General features: G+C 44.0%; 23 protein-coding genes and 1 riboswitch. Of the genes, 5 read left to right on the top strand and 18 right to left on the bottom strand.

Features of this window, described 5'->3' with window-relative positions:
• Nucleotides 1–59: 59 nt before the first annotated feature.
• From MHH46_RS10520 to MHH46_RS10490, 7 genes are all read right to left on the bottom strand, one after another.
• A complete protein-coding gene (locus MHH46_RS10520) occupies nucleotides 60–1,613 on the bottom strand; it encodes an extracellular solute-binding protein (RefSeq protein WP_076130127.1) in 1,554 nt (517 codons plus the stop codon).
• Nucleotides 1,614–1,629: 16 nt separating this feature from the next.
• The gene (locus MHH46_RS10515) at nucleotides 1,630–2,694 is read right to left on the bottom strand and encodes a GDSL-type esterase/lipase family protein (protein WP_076191358.1); all 1,065 of its coding nucleotides are present in this window, start codon (nucleotides 2,692–2,694) and stop codon (nucleotides 1,630–1,632) included.
• Nucleotides 2,695–2,916: 222 nt separating this feature from the next.
• The gene (locus tag MHH46_RS10510; protein WP_076191356.1) at nucleotides 2,917–4,326 is read right to left on the bottom strand and encodes an extracellular solute-binding protein; all 1,410 of its coding nucleotides are present in this window, start codon (nucleotides 4,324–4,326) and stop codon (nucleotides 2,917–2,919) included.
• Between the two features lie 167 nt (nucleotides 4,327–4,493).
• A complete protein-coding gene (locus MHH46_RS10505) occupies nucleotides 4,494–5,204 on the bottom strand; it encodes a Crp/Fnr family transcriptional regulator (protein ID WP_051491610.1) in 711 nt (236 codons plus the stop codon).
• Between the two features lie 47 nt (nucleotides 5,205–5,251).
• Entirely contained in the window at nucleotides 5,252–5,434 is a 183-nt protein-coding gene (rd, locus tag MHH46_RS10500) for a rubredoxin (RefSeq protein ID WP_076130123.1), read from the bottom strand.
• A gap of 28 nt (nucleotides 5,435–5,462) precedes the next feature.
• On the bottom strand, nucleotides 5,463–6,677 hold the full coding sequence (locus MHH46_RS10495) for an NAD(P)/FAD-dependent oxidoreductase (RefSeq protein ID WP_036689346.1): 1,215 nt from the start codon (nucleotides 6,675–6,677) through the stop codon (nucleotides 5,463–5,465).
• A 16-nt stretch (nucleotides 6,678–6,693) separates the two neighbouring features.
• Nucleotides 6,694–7,932, bottom strand: a complete 1,239-nt coding sequence (locus MHH46_RS10490; RefSeq protein ID WP_036689344.1) for an FprA family A-type flavoprotein — start codon at nucleotides 7,930–7,932, stop codon at nucleotides 6,694–6,696.
• Nucleotides 7,933–8,201: 269 nt separating this feature from the next.
• On the opposite strand from MHH46_RS10490, the gene MHH46_RS10485 reads away from it, so the two are divergent.
• A complete protein-coding gene (locus MHH46_RS10485; RefSeq protein WP_076191354.1) occupies nucleotides 8,202–9,218 on the top strand; it encodes a CapA family protein in 1,017 nt (338 codons plus the stop codon).
• Between the two features lie 78 nt (nucleotides 9,219–9,296).
• On the opposite strand, the gene MHH46_RS10480 is transcribed toward MHH46_RS10485, so the two are convergent.
• On the bottom strand, nucleotides 9,297–10,460 hold the full coding sequence (locus MHH46_RS10480) for an NADH-dependent flavin oxidoreductase (RefSeq protein WP_405132597.1): 1,164 nt from the start codon (nucleotides 10,458–10,460) through the stop codon (nucleotides 9,297–9,299).
• A 112-nt stretch (nucleotides 10,461–10,572) separates the two neighbouring features.
• On the bottom strand, nucleotides 10,573–11,421 hold the full coding sequence (locus MHH46_RS10475; RefSeq protein ID WP_076130121.1) for a DUF6612 family protein: 849 nt from the start codon (nucleotides 11,419–11,421) through the stop codon (nucleotides 10,573–10,575).
• A 117-nt stretch (nucleotides 11,422–11,538) separates the two neighbouring features.
• Nucleotides 11,539–11,630, bottom strand: a riboswitch (cyclic di-GMP riboswitch).
• A 203-nt stretch (nucleotides 11,631–11,833) separates the two neighbouring features.
• Between MHH46_RS10475 and MHH46_RS10470 the strand changes: the two genes are divergently transcribed.
• Together MHH46_RS10470 and MHH46_RS10465 are read left to right on the top strand one after the other, a co-directional pair.
• A complete protein-coding gene (locus MHH46_RS10470) occupies nucleotides 11,834–12,352 on the top strand; it encodes an RNA polymerase sigma factor (RefSeq protein WP_076130120.1) in 519 nt (172 codons plus the stop codon).
• Nucleotides 12,336–13,949 (top strand): DUF4179 domain-containing protein, encoded by a 1,614-nt coding sequence (locus MHH46_RS10465; protein ID WP_076130119.1) that lies wholly within the window; start codon nucleotides 12,336–12,338, stop codon nucleotides 13,947–13,949. The genes MHH46_RS10470 and MHH46_RS10465 overlap by 17 nt, the downstream gene beginning before the upstream one ends.
• Nucleotides 13,950–14,101: 152 nt before the next feature.
• Here the strand turns inward: MHH46_RS10465 and MHH46_RS10460 are convergent, their stop codons facing one another.
• The 6 genes from MHH46_RS10460 to MHH46_RS10435 form a co-directional block, all read right to left on the bottom strand.
• Nucleotides 14,102–14,902: a Cof-type HAD-IIB family hydrolase gene (locus MHH46_RS10460; RefSeq protein ID WP_036689337.1), complete on the bottom strand. Its 801-nt coding sequence runs from the start codon at nucleotides 14,900–14,902 to the stop codon at nucleotides 14,102–14,104.
• 261 nt (nucleotides 14,903–15,163) lie between these two features.
• A complete protein-coding gene (locus MHH46_RS10455) occupies nucleotides 15,164–15,928 on the bottom strand; it encodes a pseudouridine synthase (protein ID WP_076130118.1) in 765 nt (254 codons plus the stop codon).
• Between the two features lie 2 nt (nucleotides 15,929–15,930).
• Nucleotides 15,931–17,451, bottom strand: coding sequence for an RsmB/NOP family class I SAM-dependent RNA methyltransferase (locus MHH46_RS10450; protein WP_076130117.1), 1,521 nt, complete (start codon nucleotides 17,449–17,451; stop codon nucleotides 15,931–15,933).
• A 101-nt stretch (nucleotides 17,452–17,552) separates the two neighbouring features.
• Nucleotides 17,553–18,005: a DUF309 domain-containing protein gene (locus MHH46_RS10445; RefSeq protein ID WP_076130116.1), complete on the bottom strand. Its 453-nt coding sequence runs from the start codon at nucleotides 18,003–18,005 to the stop codon at nucleotides 17,553–17,555.
• Entirely contained in the window at nucleotides 17,995–18,807 is an 813-nt protein-coding gene (locus MHH46_RS10440; protein WP_036689325.1) for a GTP pyrophosphokinase family protein, read from the bottom strand. Before MHH46_RS10440 ends, MHH46_RS10445 begins: the two co-directional genes overlap by 11 nt.
• 34 nt (nucleotides 18,808–18,841) lie before the next feature.
• Nucleotides 18,842–19,936: a quinone-dependent dihydroorotate dehydrogenase gene (locus tag MHH46_RS10435; RefSeq protein ID WP_076130115.1), complete on the bottom strand. Its 1,095-nt coding sequence runs from the start codon at nucleotides 19,934–19,936 to the stop codon at nucleotides 18,842–18,844.
• Between the two features lie 209 nt (nucleotides 19,937–20,145).
• Between MHH46_RS10435 and MHH46_RS10430 the strand changes: the two genes are divergently transcribed.
• On the top strand, nucleotides 20,146–20,283 hold the full coding sequence (locus tag MHH46_RS10430; RefSeq protein ID WP_167348489.1) for a hypothetical protein: 138 nt from the start codon (nucleotides 20,146–20,148) through the stop codon (nucleotides 20,281–20,283).
• On the opposite strand, the gene MHH46_RS10425 is transcribed toward MHH46_RS10430, so the two are convergent.
• From MHH46_RS10425 to MHH46_RS10415, 3 genes are all read right to left on the bottom strand, one after another.
• Nucleotides 20,280–21,713: a L,D-transpeptidase gene (locus tag MHH46_RS10425; RefSeq protein ID WP_076130114.1), complete on the bottom strand. Its 1,434-nt coding sequence runs from the start codon at nucleotides 21,711–21,713 to the stop codon at nucleotides 20,280–20,282. The genes MHH46_RS10430 and MHH46_RS10425 overlap by 4 nt on opposite strands.
• A gap of 134 nt (nucleotides 21,714–21,847) precedes the next feature.
• Nucleotides 21,848–22,090 carry a ferredoxin gene (locus MHH46_RS10420; protein ID WP_036689316.1) on the bottom strand — a complete coding sequence of 81 codons (243 nt, stop codon included), beginning with the start codon at nucleotides 22,088–22,090 and terminating at the stop codon, nucleotides 21,848–21,850.
• Nucleotides 22,091–22,251: 161 nt separating this feature from the next.
• Nucleotides 22,252–23,583 (bottom strand): DNA polymerase IV, encoded by a 1,332-nt coding sequence (locus tag MHH46_RS10415; RefSeq protein ID WP_282579938.1) that lies wholly within the window; start codon nucleotides 23,581–23,583, stop codon nucleotides 22,252–22,254.
• 117 nt (nucleotides 23,584–23,700) lie between these two features.
• On the opposite strand from MHH46_RS10415, the gene cimA reads away from it, so the two are divergent.
• A complete protein-coding gene (gene cimA / locus MHH46_RS10410) occupies nucleotides 23,701–25,320 on the top strand; it encodes a citramalate synthase (protein WP_076191352.1) in 1,620 nt (539 codons plus the stop codon).
• The last annotated feature ends 261 nt before the right edge of the window (nucleotides 25,321–25,581 follow it).

Raw genomic sequence — 25,581 nt, 5'->3', positions numbered from 1 at the left:
TCATGGTATAGGTAATCACAAGCATTATGGAGTTCAAACCTCTTTTGAGGTGCAGCTTATTAATGTCGGGACAAAATCACACCGTCGTTATTGTTATAACGTTCTGTTGCTTCCTTGACGACATCACTTCCCCCTTTCTGCAGCCATTCCTCCACCACCTTCGGATAGTCGGAGATCGGCTTTTTGCCGTATACCATATTGATCACATGCGTCAATATAACAGGCGGCAATTTATCTCCACCTGGAGTGATGTCCGGGTTTTTCTGATAGCCTTTTACTTGCGGTTCAAATTGAATCCCGTCGCGTCCCTCATTCGCAAGTACTGTGTCGTAGAGCTTCATCAAATCTTTTCCTTCGGGTGTGAGACTAAGCGCACCTTTATTGTAGGTAGTATCCTGTACGAACCACAGCAGGATTTGACGGAACGTTTCTTCATCAACTTCATCAGCTGTTTTCGGTCTGTTATAGTTAATATTTCCGTTCTCTACAGTGTAGTTTTCCCCTTCAATTCCGAAGGTAAAAAACTTCTCCGCTTCGTCACTAACCATCCAGTTGAAAAACTTGACGATCCCGGCAGGGTCTTTCGCATTCTTGTTAATTAAATACGCTCGCGGCACCGTACCGACAAGACGAAGTCCCCCCTTACCGTCTGGCCCTGTGGGCGAGGCGATCAGCTTCATTTTACCAGTAGGCACCTGTTCTCTTAGCTGCTGATCCCATTGGATCAACAGGTTCGCATTCATGTTCCAGATGCCCGCCTTACCTGCAAGAATATCGTTCTTAAATTTCGTGGGATTAATTGTGACGAATTCCTTGTTGATCAGTCCTTCGTCGAACATTGTCTTGTACGTTTGGATCGTCTTTTGCATATTTTCGATATTCATAAATTTCGGGACAATTTGATCCCCTTGTTTCATAAAGAAATTAGCAAAGGTATCGTAAGATCCGAAGAACATATCCGAATATACAAAGTCCTCCCGGCCCATATAAGGATTCTCCACACCCAGCTTCTTAAAAGCACGCATGACATTCAGGAAGTCATCTACTGTTTTAGGCTCTGGCAGCCCTGTTTGTTCCAAAAGATCCGCACGAATCCAAGTTGCCCGGCGTGACGGATTGGACAGCCATTCCGGAATCGCATAGATATTACCTTTGGCATCGGTCTCCTTCTCCCATGCCTCCTTCGGAACTTTCTTGAGAAGATCCTGCCCATACTGCTCAAGCAATTCATTTAGGGGCATGAATACTCCGGCCTCCACGGAACCTGCCAACTGAGGGTTCGTCAACCCAGAGCTTGCTTGCACGACATCCGGAATGTCGTTGATCGCGAACATTTGAATCATTTGCGAATCAAAATTTTTCTGCTGCATCAAACGGATGTTAAGATCTGTATTTGTAAGTTCCTCCAGCTTTTTGACCCATTTGTCATCATTGATATTCGGATGATTGTCTGCATACGAAATGTTTCCGCTCCGGAACGATATGGAGAAAGCAGTGGTTTTTTCCGGACTCTCCCCTGCTTGTTCTTCTCCCCCCTTATTAGAAGAGGAACATCCATTCATAGAGACGGCTAATAATGAAACTCCCACCATGGTAAGCATCCAACGCTTCATTTCCATCAACTCCCTATTATAAAATTGGGGACACTTCAGTAGAATGACTAGAAGTTCGGAGGGGTTCGATCATGGGCCGCAACAGCTTGGCTAAATGCTCGCTCATTAGCGTGTGTCCATAATCGGAAGGATGAATCAGATCGGAGGTCAGCGAGGTAAGATCGCGCATGACTGATGCGCCATCCAGCAGATGTAGTTGTGGATGTTTATTGCTTTCACAGTAACGAAGCAGCACTTCGTTAAAAACCGCCTCTTGGACATGAAGAAGATGGCCTGTATCAAGAAAATACGTTGCACGATTCGGATAAATCGTAGTAACGAACACAGGTTTGTCAGGATGATTTTTGATAACCCGGTCCAGCATGTAAGACACTCTACGCTTGAATTCCTCGGGAGACACTACAGCACGCATATTGACACCAAGTTCCAGAAACAGAAAATCCCAATCCTCACGTTCAGCCAGATGATCGGCAACTACGTCCTCGCAATAACAAGATCCGCTAAGCGCAAGATTTAGCACATCCACACCAAGTCTGCGCGCTGTCTGCTGTAAGTAACCATTGAAATGATGCGTGGATCCCGCGCTCTGGCTGATGGAAGATCCATAGGCGAGCATCGTAAGCTTCGGTACCTCTTCCGGTCTAGGCGCACGTACTTCACAACCAAAAGCATCCACGTCGTAGAAAACAGCTCCGAAACGATCAAAATGCAAACGCCATACGTTAGAGGAAAATCCAGACTGATTCAGCCGCTTACTTGATACCTCTGTAAAACGTTCCGGCTCCTCCAAGTGCAGAGTGGTTACCGTACCCGCCTGCAGAAAATGCTGAGAATGAAAAAAATCCCCTCTGCATACCACAACGCGGCCGTTACTATCATTCGATCCGACAGTGACCCTAACATGCTTGGATTCGGTGACAAACCGCAATTCGCAGCCGTTCGATTGTATAGCTTTGGTTCTTCCTTTCTCTGACAAGCCATTGCGCACATGCTGTGGAAAACGCTGGAGATGCAATCCAGATTGATAGGGTTTATGAACCAGCTCCGAAACATTGTGAAAATAAACGCCTTCCTTTTCCATCTTTGCAGCTACACCACCTTAATAAAATCGAGTTCGCGTTAACTCATATCTGACTTCTATTTCATCATATAATAACAACAAAAGCACAGTCAACAAGTTTTTATGTTTATTATGAGTCATATATGAGTCAAGTCTTGTGCAACAAACAAATACTTCAACATAACAAAAAGCACAGATTCAGAATTGAACCTGTGCCGGGATTTTCACATAAACTTTCAGTCCTCAAGAGTGCTGAGTCTCCTGATTTACCGCATTCAATATTTCCTCAAGCCTGCGGCATAACTCGTCGTTGTCCAGTAGACCTGAAACAAACAACATGATATCACGTTGAATCTCTTTCAACTGGAGGTTGCTCAAACCCAGCTCTGTAACCAGACGATAGGTAGGGAAGATCTCACGATAAAGCTGAAAACGGGCCGGACGATAACCCACTTCCTCACCTTCCCAATCCATCACCAAACGGTTGGCTGCAATATTCAGCGTCTTGCGCCTAATGATCAGTTGTGCCTCATGTGAGGTGAGAAAATCAACGAGCAGCATGGATGCATCCTTGTTCTGTGATTTGCTGTTAACCGCCAGTCCATTTATAATCAGCAGCGTATCAGCATTTTGCAGCCGCGGCAATGGAGCAATATCGAATGCCAAATCGGATTGACGCAATTGATTCAAGAAGTAATAGGTCGTCATAATCATGGACACTTTGCCTTGCAAGAACAAGGCTTCCGCATCCGCATCGCTCTCGGACAATACGGCTGGAAATACATCTTTCATGCCTATCAGCTTACGAATGGTTCCTAAACTGTCGAGTAGCTTTGAGCCACTGAACCGGAATTTGCCTTCGTCATCCTGCTCTGCCGCAAACGTCGTACCGCTCTGAAGCAGGAACAACGGCCACCGGTTACGAGAAGGCAAATAAAAATAAAAACCATACCAGTCATGACCTTCAGCTACCTTTCGACCATTAGCAAACAAATCGTCCCAGGTCCAGCTACTGTCTGGTGGTGATACGCCGGCTTCCTTAAAGTGCTGTTTATTATAACAAAGCACGACTGGAGAATAAATGAAGGGGCGAACGCGATTACGGTCACCATACCGGAACGGGTCGGAAAGAAAACGATACGTGTCCGGCTGTTCCTCCATCGGCTCCAGCAGCTCCGTACAGCCTTGCTCCAAAAAATCCTGATAATTGTTATTATTCATCAGTACGACATCCATGATTTCCGACTGCAAATATTCCTTCAAAGATGTCGAGTAGTTTCCTGAAGACAACTCGAGCGGCTGAACGTCGATATGCGGATAGCGTTTACCGAACTCATTCAGTAGCTCTTGCATCTCTACAAGCTTGGAGATGGTGTTCACATATCCGAACTTGATCGTCGTTCTGCCTTCCTCTACCGGAGGAATTATCCGATTGCCAACGCGCGGAATTTTCTCAATTAAGCCTTCATCCACCAGCACCTTGAGCCCGTTGCGCACAGAAGCGTTGCTAAGTCCGAAGCGCACCTCTAAGTCGCTTTCTGAAGGAAGATAACTGCCGATCGCTATACTTCCCGAATGAATTTCATGTCGCAAGGTTTGAATCATTTCCTCTAGCCTGATACGGAAAAATTTTCTGCTATTCCTTTTCTGCATTGGGTTTCCTCGCCATCTTCCGATTAATCGAGCCCATAGGGACAAGTTTATATAGTATTCATCATACTGAAATCCTTTGGGAACGACAAGTATCGGAGTCTGGCCCCATATAGCGTATGTTCTGCACCCACGTTGTCATAAAGAGCGGTCAATACACCGTAATCCTCTTAATACCCCATATAACTCTCCAAACCGGCTGGATCTATAATGAGCATTTGCTTGTTTCCGATTAGCTCAATAAGACCTGAATCTTCAAACCTTGAGAATTTTCTGCTAATAGTTTCGCGGGTGACCCCAACATAACTGGCCAGCTCTTCACGAGACAACGGAAGGTCAATATGAATATGAGTGCCACGCTGCTTACCATATTTGTCGCTGAGTTCCATGATCATATAAGCAATTCGTATTTCGGGATCTTTGGTCGCCAGGCTTTGCGCCAGATTTTCCGTATGGGCTAGTCTTTTGGTCACACTCTTCAGTAGTCTGAGCGAAATATCCGGATTATCCCTCATTAGCTGCTCCATATCCGTTCGGGTCAGCATGCAAATGTTAGTGTCTTTCAGAGCATAAGCACTGAAGTTACTCAGCTCATCGCTGTTAAAAATGCTCAGTTCTCCGAAAAAGTCTCCATTCGTCAAGATGTGCAAAATTTGTTCCTTGCCCTCAGGAGTTGTTTTGGATAATTTAACATGCCCTCGCTGAATAATGTACAGCGTATCTGACGGCGCCCCTTCCAGAATTAAAGGTTGACCTTTAGTAAACTTACGATGCTTGATCATAGCGCTGATCCGGGAGAGATCGTCATCGCTTAACGCAGCAAAAATAGGCACCTTGCGGGTACAAGGTTCAGCAGCGTATTGGCAAGAATACTCCTTCATAACTGTCCCCCCTGTTGTTCATTTTTTTGTACAACTCCTACTTTCCTTTAGGATACAGAAGTTTTTTTGTCTTCAACCGGCGCAAAATGACTGGTATCTTCACCGCATACCGGACAGACCCAATCTTCAGGCAAATCTTCAAATGCAGTGCCTGCAACAACATCCTCATCGGGATCGCCTAATGCCGGATCATAGATATAACCACAGGGTAGACAAATGTATTTTTTCATCTTTATCATCTCCTAAAAAGTTAATAGTTTAGTTCAACCTGGTTTGTACTTCAGCCATAATCTCCTCGATGCTACTCCCGTTAACATCGATCCCCTCAAGGGAGATGCCATACTCAACAGCGGTTTTATACCCAAGAGAAGCAGCTGCACCTTGCCAGGATATCGCACCGATCATTGTGTTATCTTTCACATAGATACGCGTATACGCCCCATTGTCATCTCCGCTTACCGCCGTATCGCAACACTGTTCATCCACGTTGCCTATCGAAAATAAAGAGATACCAAAGGCGGTAAACAAGGTAACCGGAACAGCTCTACGATACGCCGTCAGATTGGCGACCATATTACTGCCGGCAATCCTGCCCTGCTCAATCGCTCCGCCCCACAGTCCTTCCACATGCCCGTTAATTTCAGCCACATCTCCGGCTGCATACACATGCGGATCATTTGTTTGCATTTGTTCATTTACGATAATGCCCTGCCGGACTTGAATATTCGAGCCACTTACCAGTTTCGTATTCGGTACAATACCAATAGAGTAGACTACATGGTCACAGGAAAAATGAGATTGGTCGTGCAGCGTAATTCCGGTAACATACTCAGTTCCTGTTATAGACGCTACATCAGCTCGAAGAATAACCTTCACACCTGCTTGTTCAAGGTTCTCTTTAAGAAGCTGTGAGGATTTCTCATCAAGCTGTCTGCCCATCAACCGGTGAAAAGCTTCGATCACCGTTACCTGATATCCAGCTTCATGCAGCGCCCAAGCGGTTTCGATTCCCTGCACTCCCCCACCGATTACGGCTACATGGCTGCCATCCTGCAGGTTTTCTTTCAATCTGTCCGCGTCGTTCATATCCCGGAGGGTATGAACATTGTTCAGGGCGAAGCCCTCAAGGGAGAGTGCACGATTCTTCGCTCCCATACACAATAAAAGCTTATGATAAGAAACACTCTGCCCATCTTCTGTCACAACTATTTGCCGGTCCGGGTGGACAGAACGGATTCGGGTCGAGGTTTTTACGGAGATACGGTTATCGCGGTACCATTTTTCCTTTTTAATCAGCACCTTCTCACTGTGCAGGTCGGTAAACAGCCCTTTGGTCAGCTTAATCCGGTTATAGGGCAGTAGACTTTCCTCCCCGAGGATCGAAATTTCCGATTCTGCGTCTTGATCACGGATGGCTTTGGCGGCATGGACGGCGGCTACTCCTCCGCCAACAATAACGTAATGTTTTGTCATCCTATGTTCCTCCTCCCTAAAATGAACTCAGCAGCAAATCCGAAACAAATTCAGCCGCATTTTTAATTTTTTGAACTTTCTCAGGCTCTTTCGGGGAAAATCTGATTCGTACAGGGAACTCTACATGTGTCATCCCCGTGGTTTTAATAACCTCAGATGTGCTTTGCACCGTCATGTTTGTTCCATTCAGATAATCCTGAATGACTTCAATGGCTTCACCACTCCAGCCGTAGGAGCCAAAGGCTGCAGCAAGTTTACCTTCCAGATTCATATTGTGCAATTCTTTCAGAATGTTCTCCAGGTTCCCAATCATGTCCGCGTATTTAGTGGAGCTGCCAATAAAGACCGCGTCCGCTGACGTTATGCTGTTCAGAATATCAGTGGCACTACTTTTATCTGCATCCCAGACCTCTGTCTCTATATTATTTTCCTGCAAGCAATCCTGTATGATTTTGGCCATCTTCTTGGTACTGTTTTTGATGGTGGTATATACGATGGTTGCCTTTTTTCCTTGCGTCGTTTCACGGCTCAATGTGGCGTACATCCCGATATATTTACGTATGTCCTTCCGGATCACAAACCCATGGGAAGGAGCGATCATCCGGATCTCAAGATCCTTAACAGCCTCTAACAGGGTTCTTACATATCTTCTGTGAGGATGAATAATTGCTGCGTAATAGCCCTCGAAATCTTCCGTAATATCAAACCCGGCTTCATCGCTGAATAGATTCTCCACCGCAACATGCGTGCTGAAAATATCACAAGGAAATAAGATTTGATCTTCGATACAATAGGTGATCATCGTTTCTGCGGTATGGAGATACGGTGTTTCTTTAAACAGCAGCGTTTTCCCGCCAATATCCAGCTTATCTCCGTCTTTAACCACCAGGAAGTTCCGGCTATGAAGCTTGTACATTTCCTGCAATTCGGGAACAGCAATCTCGGTGCATACGATCGTGGCATTTGCAGCCTTGGCAGCGAGAGCTGCCAGTCCACCAGAGTGATCAGGCTCTGTATGATTAATTACAATGTAATGGATATCTAGAAGATCAATCATTTCACCCAGACACTCGGCATATTCACGTCCGAATTCCATATCTACGGTATCAATGACAGTTGGCTTACCTGTTTTTAATAAATAAGAATTATAGGTAGTTCCTTTTGCCAGAATCAGGCGGTGAAATGGAACCTGGCGGTTATCGATTTTGCCTATCCAGTAAGTATCCTCGGCGATTTTTTTGAATTGTGTACTCATTTCTTAAACCTCCAATGTTTGATTGATAATGTTTATCAACAACCTTATTTTATTATGGCTGCCAAACAAAAAAGAGGATTTGAATCAAATTATAAAAGTTTGAAAAAAATGAATACCTTAAATTTAGACGATCTAAATAAAGTGATTATGCGTTGAGTCACATTTTAAATAAAAAGCCACACAAATGTTTGCACTTCGCCTTAAAGAAAGAATAACCCATAACAACTTTATGCCATATCCTAATGAAAATAATAAAAAGGTGGATATCCATGACTGAAATACAAATAGCTGCTGTGGGAGATCTAATGGTCAAACGTTATATTATTTCGGATGCTAAACAGCCTGACGGAACCTATTCGTTCAGCCCCCTGTTTGCAAAAGTAGCTCCTTATCTGAAACAGGCTGATTTGACGATTGGCAATCTCGAAACCACCTTTGCTGGAAGCGGCCCCGAATGCCGGAAAAGTCCCCGATCAGGCGGTCCGATATTCAAATGTCCAGACGAACTGGCCCCTGCACTTAAGGAAGCCGGATTCGACGTATTAGTAACGGCCAACAATCATTGCATGGATTATGGTGCCCCGGGTCTGGTTCGGACGTTACGAGTTCTGGACCGTAATGGAATCGACCACACGGGAACAGCTAAATCATTAGAAGAATCCAAGAGAACGCTTATTAAAAACGTCAAAGGAATTACGATTGGCATCCTCTCCTACACAGCAGGAATCAACCGAATTCCTGTACCAGTGAGTAAGCCATGGCTGGTTAACCGGATATCTACGCCCAAGATTATTCGGGAGATTCGAGATTTAAAAAAGAAAGTCGATCTAGTCTTGCTTTATCTGCATTTCGGAAGCGAATATCGTTACACTCCAAACAAGAGGCAAAAAGAGCTGGTCAATCTCTTCTTTAAAAATGGCGCCGACATCATACTGGGGTCTCACCCACATGTTCTTCAACCGTTAGCGCTTCGTGGAAAAAAACAATTCGTTATTTACTCATTGGGGAATTTTGTTTCGACTAAACTAATGAATATTCCTTATACACAAAGCGGTATCATTCTTACGCTTAAAATAAAGAAGGATGAAAAAGGACACACGAGTATAACTAACGTAGGTTACATCCCGACTTGTGTAGATCGAAGAATAAAAAGCGGCAGGAAAATTACAGAGATCATCCCCATCCGCGACGCATTAAAGAGAAGCGACACCGACATAAAAACAGAACGGCGAAATCTCATGAATCGAATGTTGAAACATACGACAACAATCTTAAAGAGGGAATAGAGTCGTTACAGAAAAATAACGTTCCGCGGAATTTACCGCGGAACGTTATAGATTTAGACCTCAAAACTGTGTTTGGGTTTAGCGTAAACGATCAGGCATCATTAATTTAAGGAATTCTAGAATACCATTCTCTACTACGAGTTCTTCTCTATCTTGATCAGCAAGTACTCTTCTGATGATATCTTCTTTACCCTCCAGCACTTTACTTGTCCAATGAGGATCAATGATAAGAGATCGTCCTACTGCTACTAATTCAGCATTTGTCAACGTGTCCTCTGCGTCCTGTTTGGTACGGATATCTCCTACCCCAATTAAAGGTACACGGCCATTGATTTTCTCATGTACATATTGCAGGATTGATTTTTCTTTAAAATCTTCTGATGCAGATACTTTCTTAAAATCCCCTAATGAAATATGCAGATAATCCAGCTTTTTATCAGCTAATTTATCAATAAGATAAAAGGTATCGGTGATTTTAATTCCAGGCTCTTCATATTCTTCTGGAGAAAAACGATACCCGACAATAAAATCCTTAACCTTTGAATTGTCAACGACAGCAATAACTGCATCCACTAATTGGTTAATGAAATTAAATCTTTTCTCTAAGCTTCCGCCCCATTGATCTTCACGACGGTTGGAGTGTGGAGAGAAGAATTGTTGGATTAAATATGTGTTTGCTCCATGAATTTCTACCCCGTCAAATCCAGCTTGAATAGCACGTTGAGTCGCTTTTTTAAAATCCTCAATTACACCGAAAATTTCATCTTCTGTTAATGCTCTTGGAATTTCTGCATTCGGGCGTTCGGCAGCAATGGCGCTGGAGGAAACGGGTTGTACGCCACGCAATATTTTTGAATCTGTCATTCTTCCTGCATGGAATAGCTGTAAAATAGCCTTTGTTCCATTTCGTTTAATAGTAGATGCTAATCGGCTGAGGCTAGGAATAAATTCATCGGAGGAAACACTAAGTTCACCTTCCCATCCTTTTCCACCCTCTTGTACATTTGCTGCCGCAGTGATGACCGCACCTACTTCGCCCGTTCTTAGCGAATAGTATTTCAATTCATCTTGTGTTACTACACCGTCATAAAAGCTCATTCGCGTGGTCATTGGAGCCATAAACACTCGGTTTTTTAATGTCAGCCCTCTGCGAAAAGTTAATGCTGTGTCTAGTGCTATCATCTTTTTCCCAACTTTCATTAAATTATATTTAGATAAATTATTATATACATGCGCATACATATAAATTACAGCAATGATTTATTCTTGTCAACTAATAAAGAACTGCTGTTGGATACAACAAAAAGCGCTGTTCCGCTGAACAGCGCTTTTCGCTCGTTATGAATCGTCCTTATTATTCTAGTTCGGCCGGTTTTACAATGGCTGCACCTTTATTATTTTTGGAATATTTAGCTTCGATTTTCGTGGTGTATGTATCTTTGGCTCCATCACTTACCAGCACATAACTCAGATCGACTGTCAGCTTTTCCGTTTGCCAGGTCTTAGTATTGACGAATAATTTCCACGTTACGCTTTTGGGTTGAACTGTCTCTCCATCCCAGAGGTTCTCCTGGTCATAGAGTTTGATTATCCCCTTAGCTGCTGTCGGATCGGTTACCGTGAATTGTAAGACTGTTTGTGCGCCAGCAGTGCTGACTTTCATGGATTTTTTATAACTTTTGACCGAATCAAGCATGGAAACAGGATCGTATTGGCCTTTAGAGTAAAAGGCATCCCATTCCGTTTTCTCCAGTCCAAGCCAATATTGTGCATCAGGATCGATTGGCTCCCCGTCATCGTCGTAACCTTCATCTTCAGATTCATCGATCAGTTCACTTCCGTCTACAAGATAGTAAAACTCCTTGTCATTGGCATATAGACTGTACGATGTTTCTAAAAGACTACTAGCGACAGTGCCTGCTGCGGCAAAATTCGGCAGACGGTTGATATCCAGCTTCAGAGTGTTGGTGTTGCTGATACGCACCCCGCTTCTTTGAATATCCTGTTTTTTGGTCACATCCAGATGGAAATTCTTTATTGCTTTGGAGGCTGCCGTTACTTTGCTGATCATCTGATCCGCGGTTACTACTGTTGAGGTAGCTGCTGACACTACTCCTGGATTAGACATCCATCCGATCGTTCCGGACAGCAATAAAGCACCTACTGCCAAACTAGTACCTATTGTTTTGAAAAAACTGTTCATGTACTTCCCCTTTCGGCCCCTTGCGATAATGTAACGCCGTATAGGTCGAAATAATAAAAGAGCTCAAAATAGACTACATATTCTTAGAGCTATCCTTTATGCTTCATAAGACATCCCTATGGCGGCCTGGCGATCATTTCCTTCTGTCGAAAGGTTTTAGACCCATGGCTTTGTGTCATCATCTTTCGATGATTTTACCTTTAACGCGGACATTCAATTAGTTTTAATAGATTACGGACGCATGTCCCACCGCTAATTTTATCATGGTTATAATTACCTGTAAACGACTTATCTTCCATTCGAATTCGCTATGATACTCAGAAGAAATACTACAATCAAAATGAAAAATGAACGATTACATACGCTTATAAGTCTTATTAATGAGAACAGCAAAGACAGGGGGTGCAGCAAAATGAGTGACCGGGAAATTTTCGAGCTCTATAAAGAACAAGTATATTATTTTTGTTACTACTTAATGAAAAATCAGGCAGATGCGGAGGATATTTCCCAAGAGGTATTTGTAAAAGTTATCTTAGCGGATAAGTCGAAGGTAAGAAACTTGAAAGCTTGGATTTTACGAATTGCTTCGAATGAGTGCAACAGTGTGATCAAAAGGCGTAAGACGGGGTGGATGAAAGAAGTACGTAATTATTTACTATCCAGGTCTGAGGAATCAAACCCTGTAGAAAAACGTTTGGATCGACAGGAAACTAAAAAAGAATTACAAGGGTTATACAGTCAGCTTCCCGACAAAATCAGAATGGTAGTAGTCCTTCGTTTTATAAACGAATTGACTGTACCCGAGATCTCTAAAGTTATGAGCATACCCGAAGGAACTGTAAAATCCAGACTGAACATGGGACTTAAAATACTAAATAGAATGGGTGGAACCCAACTAAAGGAGCTGAATAGTAATGAGTCTCTATATTGAAAAAGATAAACATATTCCCCGACCGGATTATGATTTGATGTGGACTGCCATAGAACAAGAAGCATATACACGTCAAAGAAATCTGCATGCCTCCCAGAATATTCCTAGGTCTAATAAAAAGGTTATTCCTATCAGTATTGTCTTCTCATGCCTCTTACTTGTAGCCATTCCTGTATTCGCTAGTATGACGATTAATTGGGATAAAATTGGTGGTCGAAGTGTGAGTAATGCATTAAATAACGGCATCGGTCAACAGTATAATCTTCAAACTTCCAGTTCAGGAGTAACAATGAATTTGAACGGTGTTGTAACTGATGGAGAAAAAATGAAAATGCTGTTATCACTTGATACTAAATCTGATCTATCCAAATATACTGGATTTGCTACAGAGGAAAACATCATGACTAGTGAATCCGGTGCCGAGGCAAAGGTATACGGTTATTTAGAATACGATCCTGAAAGCCAGAAACTCATTGGAGTATATGAGACACCTGATACATTAAAGGATGATAAAAAGGACTACAGGTTTGAAGCACGGAATCTCATTTTTTACAGTGATCGGAATATCCCCTTACAATCTAATCATCAAGCAGGGGATACTATCAATACTGGAGTTAAGCAATATCCAAGCCTTCAAATCGAATCCGTTCGATATGTTTCCAATCAAACCATTATCCGTTACAAAGTCGCTGCATCACCATCTGACTTAGGACGGGGTAACCCACATTTGGTAGTTAGTACTGGTGGTCAAGAGAATGAAGCAATTCCAACCATCATGCCTAACGAAGGATCGGATTTATTTATTGAACAGGTCTTCAATATAACTGAATCAGATTGGAAGGAAGCTAGTCTTCATTTTAGTTACATTGAAGAAGCGAAACGATTTTCAGGTACGTGGAAGTTCGATTTTAACGCAGATGGACAAAAAGCAAGTGAGGCGATTTACACTAAGAAACTGTATAACAGTCCTGAATTTCAAGAAAAGACAGGTATAACCTTAGATCAGCTAGTAGTTACCCCTTTGGATATCCAAATTCTAATAGATGAAAATGATTCGCTTAAAAAAGGAATTGTCCACTATAATACCGCTCAGTTGGTTATAGGTGATCAAACAATCACTGGGGGTTGGAATTTGAAAGGAGATCATTCCGAAAGCTACCAGCATTTATTTCAATTCGAATCTCCGGAATGGTATAACGACTGGTCCGATGTTCCAATGAAACTTATATTAAAGGATGCTGTCATTGAGAAACGTGATACTACTAAGAATTGGATCACTATAAACAAACCTAAAGAAGAAAAGCAGTTCACTTCACTTGATGTCGATGGGTTAAAAATTGAATTCACTTACTATACTGAGGGCGAAAATTTGATTGTCGAATCAACATCCAAATCTTCTGGCTTCAAAAGCGTTAACCAAACTACGTTACGGATTAATGGCAAAGAAGTGGTGCCTGAAATTACACCTAAGGGCATGATATCTACAGGAACTAATATTGATAGCTACAAAGATATCCCTTTCGACGAAAAAATCGAACTGAACCCTGGTATCTATAAATATAGCGATCCTAGCCGGAACGAGGAAATTAAACTTTAATGCAGGAAGTTAATCTATGTCCCGCCCTTTCTAGTTAATCCTAAGGGCGGGTTATTTATGGATAAAATCATTTCTGTTTAGGTATCTCTTTTATTTCCTTCACAACAAAAAAAGCATAGAACGGACTCAAGTCCGCTTTATGCTTTCCATTATTAAGATAAACAATATTTAACCAGCGCATCTCGCACACCATGCTCGTTGTTAGACCCCGTGACAGCATTCGCTGCCGCTTTGACCTCAACCGGAGAATTATCCATCGCAACGCCCATACCCGCGTATGTAAGCATAGAAATATCATTAAAATAATTACCGATCGAAAGAACTTCCTCTTGCGGAATTCCCAGCTTCACAGCCAGATTCTTTAAGGCGTTGCCCTTGGAGGCTTCCGGATGCATCAAGTCAACGAAAAATTCACCACTGCGCAAAATATTGTACTCATGGGTCCAAGTACGCCATTCACGTTCAGCTTCGTCAAGGATTTCTGGTTGTGTAAATACAGTAAACTTAACAACCGGTTCACGGAAATCTTCCCATGCTGGCAGTGTAGCCGGCACGATACGGAAGTGTTCATACATATAATTGGCTTCTTTGGTCAGGTTTTCTACATTATCTACATACATATCAAAAGCCGTATTCACATCATAATGAATATCATGCTTTCTACAATAATCAATATAAGGGTCAAGACCACGAGCATCCATACCGTATTGATGCAGCACTTCCCGATCTTTCACACGAACCGTAGCAGCTCCATTATGACCCAGCACATAACCAGACAGCCCCATTTCCTCCATAAAAGGAATCGAGTTCTGCGGACTGCGGCCGGTACATAACACGATTTGTCCTCCAAGACGTGTAACCTCAGCAATGGCTTCTTTATTCTCAGTGCTCAAGTGGTGATCATCATTCAACAGTGTACCATCTACATCTAGTGCAATCAGTTTGTATCTCATACTCCCACCATCCTTGTCTTTCTTTTTCTATATATATTGAACCTGGCTATTTGAGTTAAGTTTCAGTCGCAACTGCGGTGAATATTTGGACTTCCAGCCGCTGTTGTTTCCAGATTTCTTGATTTATACCGTTTACTAGTGGTTGAAATCCGGAAACAAAGGCGGCCGCTATCGCTCTTACAGTTCCAAATTTCCCCTCCGCCACTCCATTCCCTTATCCCAAGTTTCCAAATTCAATTTATATACCATTTTTTCTCTATATTATTGTTCTGATGCTTCTGTACTTAAGAGTGCCAGTTCCTCTAGCGTAATTTCACGACTAGCTCCCAGTGGCAGGCTTTCATCCAGCTTCAATTCTCCCATAGATACTCGTTTCAGAAAAGTGACTTTTTTGCCGACAGCTTGGAACATTCGCTTCACCTGGTGAAACTTTCCTTCTGTGATGATCAGCGAAATATGTGAGATTACTTTACTGCCGCGTTCTCTTCCCAATATAGTTAGCTGTGCAGGTAAAGTAACATATCCATCTTCCAGCTCGACACCTGCCGCAAAAGCCGCTACATCGTCTGCATCTACGTCTCCCTCAACTGTTGCTTCATACGTCTTAGGGACATGCTTGCGTGGCGATAGTAGCTCGTGAGCAAGCTTTCCATCATTGGTGAGCAGAAGCAGCCCTACTGTGTCCTTATCTAACCTTCCTACAGGAAAAGGTTCAAACTGTACATATTCCTGCTTTAAAAGATCCAGAACGGTCCGATCCCGCTTGTCCTCTGTTGCCGACAGAACTCCCGGTGGCTTATTCATCATAAGATAAATAAATTCACGATAGGTAACAAGCTCGCCGCCAACCACAATTTTATCGTGATAAGGGTCTACATGAAATCCACTATCCTTGACGACTGCACCATTCACGGTAATTAAACCTTGCTTGGCTTGTTTACGAATATCGCTGCGTGATCCTACCCCCATATGGGACAATACTTTATCTAAACGCTGCTTTTTTGCAGTTTTCCCTGATAGGCTCATTCTTACATCCACCTCCAGCCTGCGGGATATTCATTCTTGAGCACACCGTCCTGCCACTTCCCCCAGCCTGCACTATAACCATCTATGCAGACCAGTACGTATCCTTTTTGGGTAGTTCCTATTTTAATAGAGAGACGTTCTTGACTAATCAACAATGTCTCTCCTTTAAGATAGGAAATAGCTTCATTACTCGTACTGGAAAGTGAGACACTTCGGCAGCTCTCTTCAGGGTGTAACGCGGTAGCCATTGGATGTCCTGGGATAAATCTGCCGTTACGGACATGTCCTACATACCATCCTGGACGAATCGCCTTTAATCCATTTAATCTTTCCTTAGGTAGTGGGGAGATGTACAGATGATCACCGAAGAAAATCGGATACCCTTTTGGCTCCCAGCCAAGCTGGTCTTTTATAAAATCTCCATATGCAGCCAAGGCTTGCTCTTCTCCTGAACCTTGACGGCCACGTTCAGCGCCAGCAGCAGATTTATTAGAGAACTTACCTTCTTTCCCTCGTCTGGCTTCTGGTTTGTTTGCGGATTTAATATGAGCAGTGCCTTTTTTATTCGTATTCTGTGTAACTGCACTCAACTTAACTTCGGCTTGATCACGTTCCTCTGCAGATACCTTTGGCCCCACATGCTGCAGCACAGCCATGAAATGTCCTTCACCTTTTACTTTATGCGGCCATAGTCTTGCTGTCCCTGATAGTTCTCCAAAACCAGGAGCAAATGAGCCAGTGCCTCCAACTGTAATCACCGAAAACTGTGGATGTTCAGAAATAAACTCCGCTATAATTTCTTCATTTTCTTCTTTAGCAAATGTACAGGTTGAATAGACAAGTGTACCTCCCGGTGCCAACGCTGTTGCAGCAGAACGTAAAATATCCCGCTGCATGGCAGCATATTTGGCAGGTGTACCTGAATCCCACTGCTTCACCATGTCTTCATCTTTACGGAACATCCCTTCACCTGAGCAAGGAGCATCAATCAAGATTTTGTCAAAATAAAGCGGGAATGCCGCTGCAATATGATCTGGACTTTCGTTTAGTACGATACCGTTGCGCACCCCATATAGCTCTAGATTTTTGGCTAAGGCTTTCGTGCGTTCTGGATGAAGATCATTGGTAACCAACAAGCCTTCTCCTGAGAGCTTGGCAGAAATCTGTGTGGATTTGCCCCCAGGTGCAGCGCATAAATCAAGAACACGATCTCCTGGCTGTACATCAAGCAGTTCCACAGGTGCCATAGCGCTTGGCTCTTGAATGTAATACAATCCCGCGTGATAATGTGGATGTTTACCTGGTCTGGCCCCATCCTCTGTATAGAATCCGGTTGGACACCACGGAATGGGTTCCAGCTCTAAAGTGGAAAGAGCTTGCAATTTCTCCACTGAAATTTTCAAGGTATTAACACGAACGCCTCCGTTAGGATTCTCCTTGTACGAATCCGCAAATTGATTATAATCCGTTCCCAGCAAGTCCATCATACGCTCGCTGAAAGAACTGGGCAGTTGTGCCGCCATGATGCCGTCCTCCTGATAGTACTGCTAAAATTTAGGTGTTTAAAGATTCAAGGAACACCCTTATGGGTGTTCCTTTGGCAATACTCATTTATAGAGGATCATTATTTACGATGAGAAGAGGTCGGTCTTTGAGGACCTCGTCGTTGAGGATTATTCGGTGTGATCACCTCAGCCGCAGAGTTCACTTCATCCGCTAGACCTTGATCAATGATTTCTATAGTCAGATCATAATAAGAAAATGGCTGCTGCTCACACGACTCCATGCGGCGAACATAATCCTTCACTTCCACCACTAGCTTAGCCAAATTAATGCCGAGTGTCACTGCTGAATATTCTTCCAGCTTGGCAGCAGCCCCGCTTAGCATAATCGTTGCACCACGCATATTATTATTACGGCAATGGTACAATCCAACAGCTACTTGGAGAAGTGCTTTGTACAATGGGTCGCGTTGCTTGGCAAGCCATAGCTCTTCGAGCACCTCGTGACATTCGAAATAATCCCGGTCACGATTAAAGTACACTAGATACGCCAAGTACAACGGATCATAAGCCATCCGGCAAACTATCCTTTTTAGCTGCGGAGAGAAGTCCCCGTACATGATCCAGAAGCTCCTTCATCGCTTCCATGTCCTGAGCCTGCCATATTTCGTTAAATCGAGCCTGAGTATCTATAGCCTCATTCACCAAATGATAGAAATACAATTGATGAATAGATTTGAGAATTTGAGTCGTCATATTCGAGTTTTCCTCGAAGGTCTTTTGCGCTTCCAGGATTTCATCACGAATACTGGACATTTCGCTGTCCAAGATGGAGGCTGCTTCAGCTGCGGTTTTCAGGCGCACTCGCATTTCATCCGGCAAGCTTTCCCGATATTTATAATTCAGAGAGTGCTCTATGGTTGCCCAGAAATTCATAGCTAGTGTACGAATTTGGATCTCTGCGAGCACTATTTTTTGTCCCAGAGCTGTCTGCACAGGATATTTAATAATCATATGAAAGCTGCGATACCCGCTCTCTTTATAATTGGTGATGTAATCCTTCTCATACAGGACTTCAAGATCCTTACGAGCCCGGATATATTCGGCCACTCTGCGGATATCCTCCACGAACTGGCACATAATCCGGATCCCGGCTATATCTTCAATGCCTGTCTCCAGATCCTCCATCTTCACATTCAGGCGCTTAGCCTTCTCCAAAATGCTTGACAGCCGCTTTACACGACCAGTTACGAATTCAATCGGCGTGTATTCCTCTCTTTTCTTCAACTCCGAACGCATTGTTTTGAATTTAACTTTCAATTCTTCCACAGTCTGTTCATATGGAAGCAAAAAAGTTCCCCAGTCCCTGCCGTCCATCGCCTTCGTCCTCCTGTCCTTTCGACTCCTTCAATCAGTGATGATCAGCACCCACTGCTTCAGAGATATGACTGAATCCGTCCCGCCGTAAGAGCTGCCGTAATCCGGCATGCAGCCTGCGGTTAACCTCCGGTCCTTCGTAGATGAGTGCTGTATAAATTTCGACCAGACTTGCGCCTGCTCTTATCTTGTCATACGCATCCTGACTGGTGAATATGCCCCCTGAACCTATGATCGGCATCTTCCCTTCAGTCTGGCGATAAATCCTACGAATGATTTCCGTTGACCGGTCACGAAGTGGCTTACCGCTTAATCCACCTGTCTCATTAGCCTTTTCATGACTAAGTCCATCCCGGTTCAATGTAGTATTCGTAGCAATAATACCATCCATACCAGCTTCTGTCAGTGATTGAACCATATACTCCAACTCAGAGTCACTTACATCTGGAGCAATCTTAACCAACAAGCTCTTATTCAGGCCTGTGGCTTTACGCTGAATCTCCATTTCTTCCTTTACTTGTGCCAGCAGGAACGCTAATTCGCTGCCATGCTGGAGACTGCGCAGCCCCGGTGTATTTGGTGAGCTGATATTGACCACAAAAAAATCACCGTACGGATAAAGCGTACGGATACACTGACGATAATCTTCATGAGCCGCTTCATTACTAGTTATTTTATTCCGTCCAATATTTACTGCTATTGGAACTCTGCGATTTTTTAATTTTTTTAGACGCTCTGCCATAGCGTCAGCCCCTTCGTTATTGAAGCCCATACGATTGATCAGAGCTTCATCAGAGGGAAGACGGAACAAACGCGGGCTATCATTACCCGGTTGACCCTTAGGGGTAACCGTCCCCACTTCCATAAATCCGAATCCGATCGAAGAGAATCCAGAAACGGCCTCGGCATTCTTATCCAAGCCTGCTGCCAGTCCAACTGGAGTCGGAAAATGTATGCCAAACAGATCAACTGCTAAATCTGCCGTTTCAGGAACGCCATACATTAAACGCAATGCCGCGCTTCCCCCTGGAACTGATGATGATTTATCCAATCCACCTATGACGAGATGGTGAGCCTTCTCAGGGTCCAGCTTAAAGAAAATTGGTTTACCAAAATTACGATACAACACCGTTCTCGCTCCTTAAGGGGTACTTCACTAATCCACGTGTCTACCCGATTCTGTAGGTTTCTTCTTAATTTTAGCCTTTTCTTGAACAAAAGAAAAGCATTTTACCCTGTAAGTGTGCAGAGAGCTTAACCCAAAGTATAGTAATTTTCTTGTAAACGCATTACAATATAGGGGTAATCAGCGATTAAGAGAGAAAGAAGGTATGCTGGATGTCAACTAAACGTAAACCACCAACTTTGCAGCAAAAGAAAGAAGAAGTTAATCGTAAAGCGCTAATGTGGATCGGCGTAAGTTTAACTTTACTAATTCTTCTCATCATCGTTCTGTTTATAGTTGCCGGGAACTAATTCAGCCAGTGGTATACTTTGTGGGGGTTGGTCTGATCATACGGAGCAGCAGGGTTGAAGCGTTTCGCCGGCAGCAGCTGCTTGTCAGGCAGAACCCCTTTACTAATCACCACTTTTGTTCCTTTTGGAATCATAGCGAATAGTTCTTCCACATCTTCTCGACTCATCCGAATACAGCCAAGGGATTCATCCTTGCCGACACTTTCTGGCTCATTGGTGCCATGAATAGCATAATTACTATCTGAAAGTTGTAGTCCGCGGCTTCCGAACTCCCCATTATCATGACCGTTTGGATTGACCACTTTATCTGTAATGATGAAATTGCCTTCCGGAGTCTTGTCTCCCCCAAGCCCTACCTCATAATTTCGTAGAATAACAGAGCCGCTGACTACTGCCAAGCGGTGTTTTTGTTTATCCACAATCACTCTAAGCGGCTGGTCAAAAAAAGGAACGCCCTTTCCACTACTTCCACTCTCGCTTAACGCCGTCGGTATGCCCATTCCCGCCTCAGCAGTTGAGCTTGGAGGCTCACCCGCAACTTCCGGTGTACCCAGTGCCTTAGCAGTTGCTATTTCCTTAAGAGATTTGAACTCACGTTTCATAACTGGTGTCGTCCCGCCAATCCAATTTTCCGGAAAAGGTCTGGTCAATTCCGCCAGAGAAGCCGGAAGCTTGCCTTTATGATTCTGATAAGACCTCATTGCACTCCATAATGTAGCTAGCTCCTCTTGATCCCCCTGCCACTTAGCTGCATCCACCGCAAGTTCCCCTTGCTCTGGCGGTTCGCATGCACATGCCGCTGGATCATAGGATTGGTATACCAACCGTCCGTTCCCATTCTTCTGCAGTGTGGAATTAAGCGGAAGCTTCTCTTTCCACAGCAGCCACTTCCCTTCCCGCTCCATGCCCAAAATAGCAGCTTGAAACGGTTCCTCGCGCATTAGCATAGTTGCCATCAGCTTCCCTGACGAAGCCGAAGCTCCACTCTCTTGCGCTGTATACATCATTTTTCGTGCCTCTAGAACGGGTTCCTTCTTAACATCTTTTTGGTCAAGCGGATCTTTGACTTCAGAAGCAACCGTGTCTTGGACCATTTCCTGATCTTCCGCAATATCTAGACCCGGAGCCACAGCCGATGGCACCATAACCAGTAATAGAAGCATCAGCCCAAGCATAATGTAGCGGAATCTTTGCTGCCTTCGGTCCCGCTGGCGGCTTGCCTGAAGCAGCCCTTCCTCATATTCCCGTAGCGTTTCCGCAGGCACCTTACTATGCTCGAAAGCTTCATATACTTCTCCAGCCTGATTGAAGCAATAGTTAGCTTTCCCCTGTTGACCGTTCTTATAGTATTCCTTACCCAGCAAGTACCATGCCATCTTATTGTCTGGATGCATCTGTACATATGCTTTGAGGTGCTGAGAATTTTTCATCGGAACCTCCGAAATTTTATAATTCCTTCCTACATTAATATCGGTCAGACATCGCAAAAAAGACATCCCTAGCTGAACAAAAGTTCGCGAGAGATGTCTTTATGTTGTGCTAGAAGTTACAAAATCCCGGCTAATTAGCCCTCTTTGTTAAAAGGCTCATCCGCAATTTTAATAGAGTCGGTTGGGCATCCATCACAAGAATCCTGGAGATCATCAAACAAATCATCCGGAATCGCTGTGATGCCGTGGTTTCCGTCATTTTCATAAATAACTTCTGCCAAACCTTCGTCATCGTAATCAAAAATATCAGGAGCCGTTGCGCCACATGCACCGCAAGCGATACAAGTGTCTTTTTCGACCCAAGTGTACTTAGCCATTTTATCTCTGCCTCCCGTTGAACAATACAGCGCTGTTGTACCAGCGTCTTATATTTTCTCATATTAATATAAAAAGAATACAATTTCAATCGATTTTCAATACGTTTGCATTTCTGACGCATTCTACGGCATCTATTTTGACATGTCATAGAATGTTCTTGTTACTCTTTATCAGACTCGACAGATAGAAGATTATCCTTTTGCAACGAAGTGCCACGTTCTTTATGATTGCGGAGCCTTGCAGAGTGAGAATCGCTTAACATCCCGGCGGTCAACACTGCATTTTCACCGAATTTATTACGTAGCATGTCCATAGTCTTGTTAAGAGACTCTTTCTTAGGCTGACGTTCGTAATCGAACAAATCAAGCTGAATGGCAGAATCCTCTTTAGCAATCAAGCCCTGCAGGGTCACACCCAGCAGCCGCACAGGCTTCTCCCCATTCCAATGACGAACATATAGATCGCAGACGGACTTGTAGATATCCTCCCCACTCTCCGAAGGAGCCTCTAGCTGACGCGAACGGGTTATGGTCTTCATATCGGGTGTCCGAATGGTCAGCTGCACCCCTGAGGCAACAAGACCTTGCTTACGCAAGCGCCGGGCTACCTGATCACTTAAATTCAACAAAATCGGTCGTACCTCAGCAAGACCTATGACATCCCGCGGCAATGTTGTGGTGTGTCCAATCGACTTACTCTGCTCCCGCTCAGGATTAACGATCCCATGATCAATACCGTTGCCAGCACGCTTTAGCCATGAGCCCATAACTCCGAAATTCTCAACCAGCATATTTTCATCAGCCGCTGCTAATTGACCAATACTGTAAATGCCCAGTTTGCGGAGCTTTTCTGCTGTTTTTCCACCAATGCCGAACATTTCGTTACAAGGCTTGTCCCATAAAATCTTAGGCACATCCCGCAGCCGCAGCACTGAAATACCGTTTGGCTTTTTTAAATCGGAAGCCATCTTCGCAAGCAGCTTATTGGGAGCGATCCCCACTGAGCATGGCAAGCCCAATTCTTCCATTATACGGCGCTGAATCGTCTCCGCTATTTCCATGGGTGTACCGAATTGTCTGGAGCCAGTTATATCAAGGTAACATTCATCGATGGACACTGCTTCCAGTAACGGAGTATAGCTATATGCAATCTGCATAAAAGCATTAGAATATTTGCGGTATAAATGGAAGTCCGGTTTAATAACGATAAGCGATGGACAAATACGAAGCGCCTTCTGAACCTGCATTCCCGTCGAAATCCCCATTCTGCGGGCGACGTAGGAACAAGTCACTATGATCCCTTTCCGCAATTCAACACTACCCGCAACCGCAGTAGCTTTGCCTCTATATTGGTCAGGGTCCTCTGCCTCATGCACAGAGCAGTAAAAAGCATTCATATCAACATGCAGGATAACCCTGCCACTCGTTGGATAATACTGATCAACATTCTGCACAATATCTACCTTCTTATCCTCAGGTTTTCTATTGTCCAATTTAGAATAACTCTCCGCTGCGGTTAGGTCAACTTAAGAGGCTGTAAAGTTCTTTGTTACATTCCCGCGTAAAAATGCTATAATATATAAATTCATTTCCCTATAAGGAGGACTCTCATGTCTAAGTCCATCTCCATCTTCGATACTACATTACGCGACGGCACCCAAGGTGAAGGCATCAGTCTGTCGGCTGACGACAAGCTGAAGATTGCCAAGAAACTCGATGATCTGGGTGTGCACTATATTGAAGGTGGCATCCCGGGAAGCAACAATAAAGACATTGAATTTTTCAAAAGAGTCAAGGAGCTTCATCTGAACGCCAAAATTACAGCGTTCGGCAGCACTCGGCGGAAGAATTCCTTGGCCGAAAACGATGACAATTTAAAACGTATGATTGACGCAGGGGTTCCTGCTGCTACACTCGTCGGAAAATCTTGGGATTTCCATGTACACACTGCATTACAGACTACGCTTGAGGAGAATCTCGCCATGATCGGCGACTCCATATCCTACTTGAAACGCCAAGGCCTTGAAGTGATTTTTGATGCCGAGCATTTCTTCGACGGATACAAGAATAATCCTGAATATGCAGCAGCTGTTCTGTCCAAAGCCCGGGAAGCCGGAGCAGATTGGCTTGTAATGTGCGATACCAACGGTGGGACCTTACCTTACGAAATTCATGAGATTGTTACCGCTCTAAATCAACAATTGCCCGGAGCCAATCTCGGAATTCACACTCACAATGACTGTGAGCTAGCGGTTGCCAATGCACTTAGCGCCATCGGAGCTGGAGCACGGCAAGTACAAGGTACCATTAATGGTTACGGTGAACGGTGTGGCAACGCCAACCTATGTTCTATTATTCCTACACTACAGATCAAAATGGGTTATCACTGTATTCCAGGCGATTCATTGTCACAGCTTACCAACACTGCCCGCTACATTAGTGAAGTTGCCAATGTTAATCTGCCGGTAAATCAGCCTTATGTCGGAAATGCAGCTTTCGCACACAAAGGTGGAATCCATGTCTCCGCCATCATGCGTGATTCACGGACCTATGAGCATATCGCTCCTGAGCTTGTCGGGAACAAGCAGCGTGTGCTGGTCTCCGAACTTGCCGGACAGAGCAATGTACTTTCCAAAGCGCAGGACATGGGTTTAAATCTGGATCCAAGCAGCGAGCAGGCTCGCCGGGTGATCGAGAAAATCAAAACGATGGAACATCAAGGCTATCAGTTTGAAGGTGCCGATGCCTCACTGGAGCTACTCCTTCGGGAAGCTACCGGCGAGATGAATGAAACCTTTACCTTTGAATCCTTCAAGATGTTAGTTGAGAAAACCGCAGAACATCCAGTAGTATCTGAAGCGTTCGTGAAGCTGAAAGTTGGCAGTGAGAATCTTTATACCGCTGCTGAAGGTAACGGTCCAGTCAACGCACTCGATAACGCGCTTCGTAAAGCATTACAGACCTATTTCCCACAATTAAAGGAAATGCATCTATCCGACTATAAAGTCCGTGTAATAGATGAACAGGATCAGACTGCAGCGAAGGTAAGGGTATTGATTGAATCCAAGAACTTCACAGACACCTGGAGTACGGTTGGTGTCTCCAGTAACGTAATTGAAGCCAGCTGGGAGGCACTTGTTGACAGTATGCGCTACGCGCTTCTCAATGAGCTCTCTTTGGAGAATGAGAAGACGACCAGCAGTGAACCTAGAGGCCTGGTCAATCATTAATTGATCACTTATAGAATTTTGTAAGACAAAAAAGAAGCTTCCCAAAAGTAGAATTCTACTTTTAGGGCAGCTTCTTTTTTATTAAATAGGCTATATAACGGACTATTACTTTAGCCCATAGACTATGGCCGGTGGGCAGTGTGCGGTGCGGGATGCGCGGGGTGTGAGTTCGGGTGCGGGTGCGGTAGAATAATTAGGGAAAAACTCCCTGAAAATAGCCGATATTCGCTATAAATGAACAGAAACAGGGAATTCCTCCCT

The organism is Paenibacillus sp. FSL H8-0175 (assembly GCF_045040615.1).
Taxonomy (GTDB): domain Bacteria; phylum Bacillota; class Bacilli; order Paenibacillales; family Paenibacillaceae; genus Paenibacillus_AQ; species Paenibacillus_AQ odorifer.
Note: the sequence above shows the minus strand (reverse complement) of the source record. Positions and strands in the feature narration are given on the sequence as shown.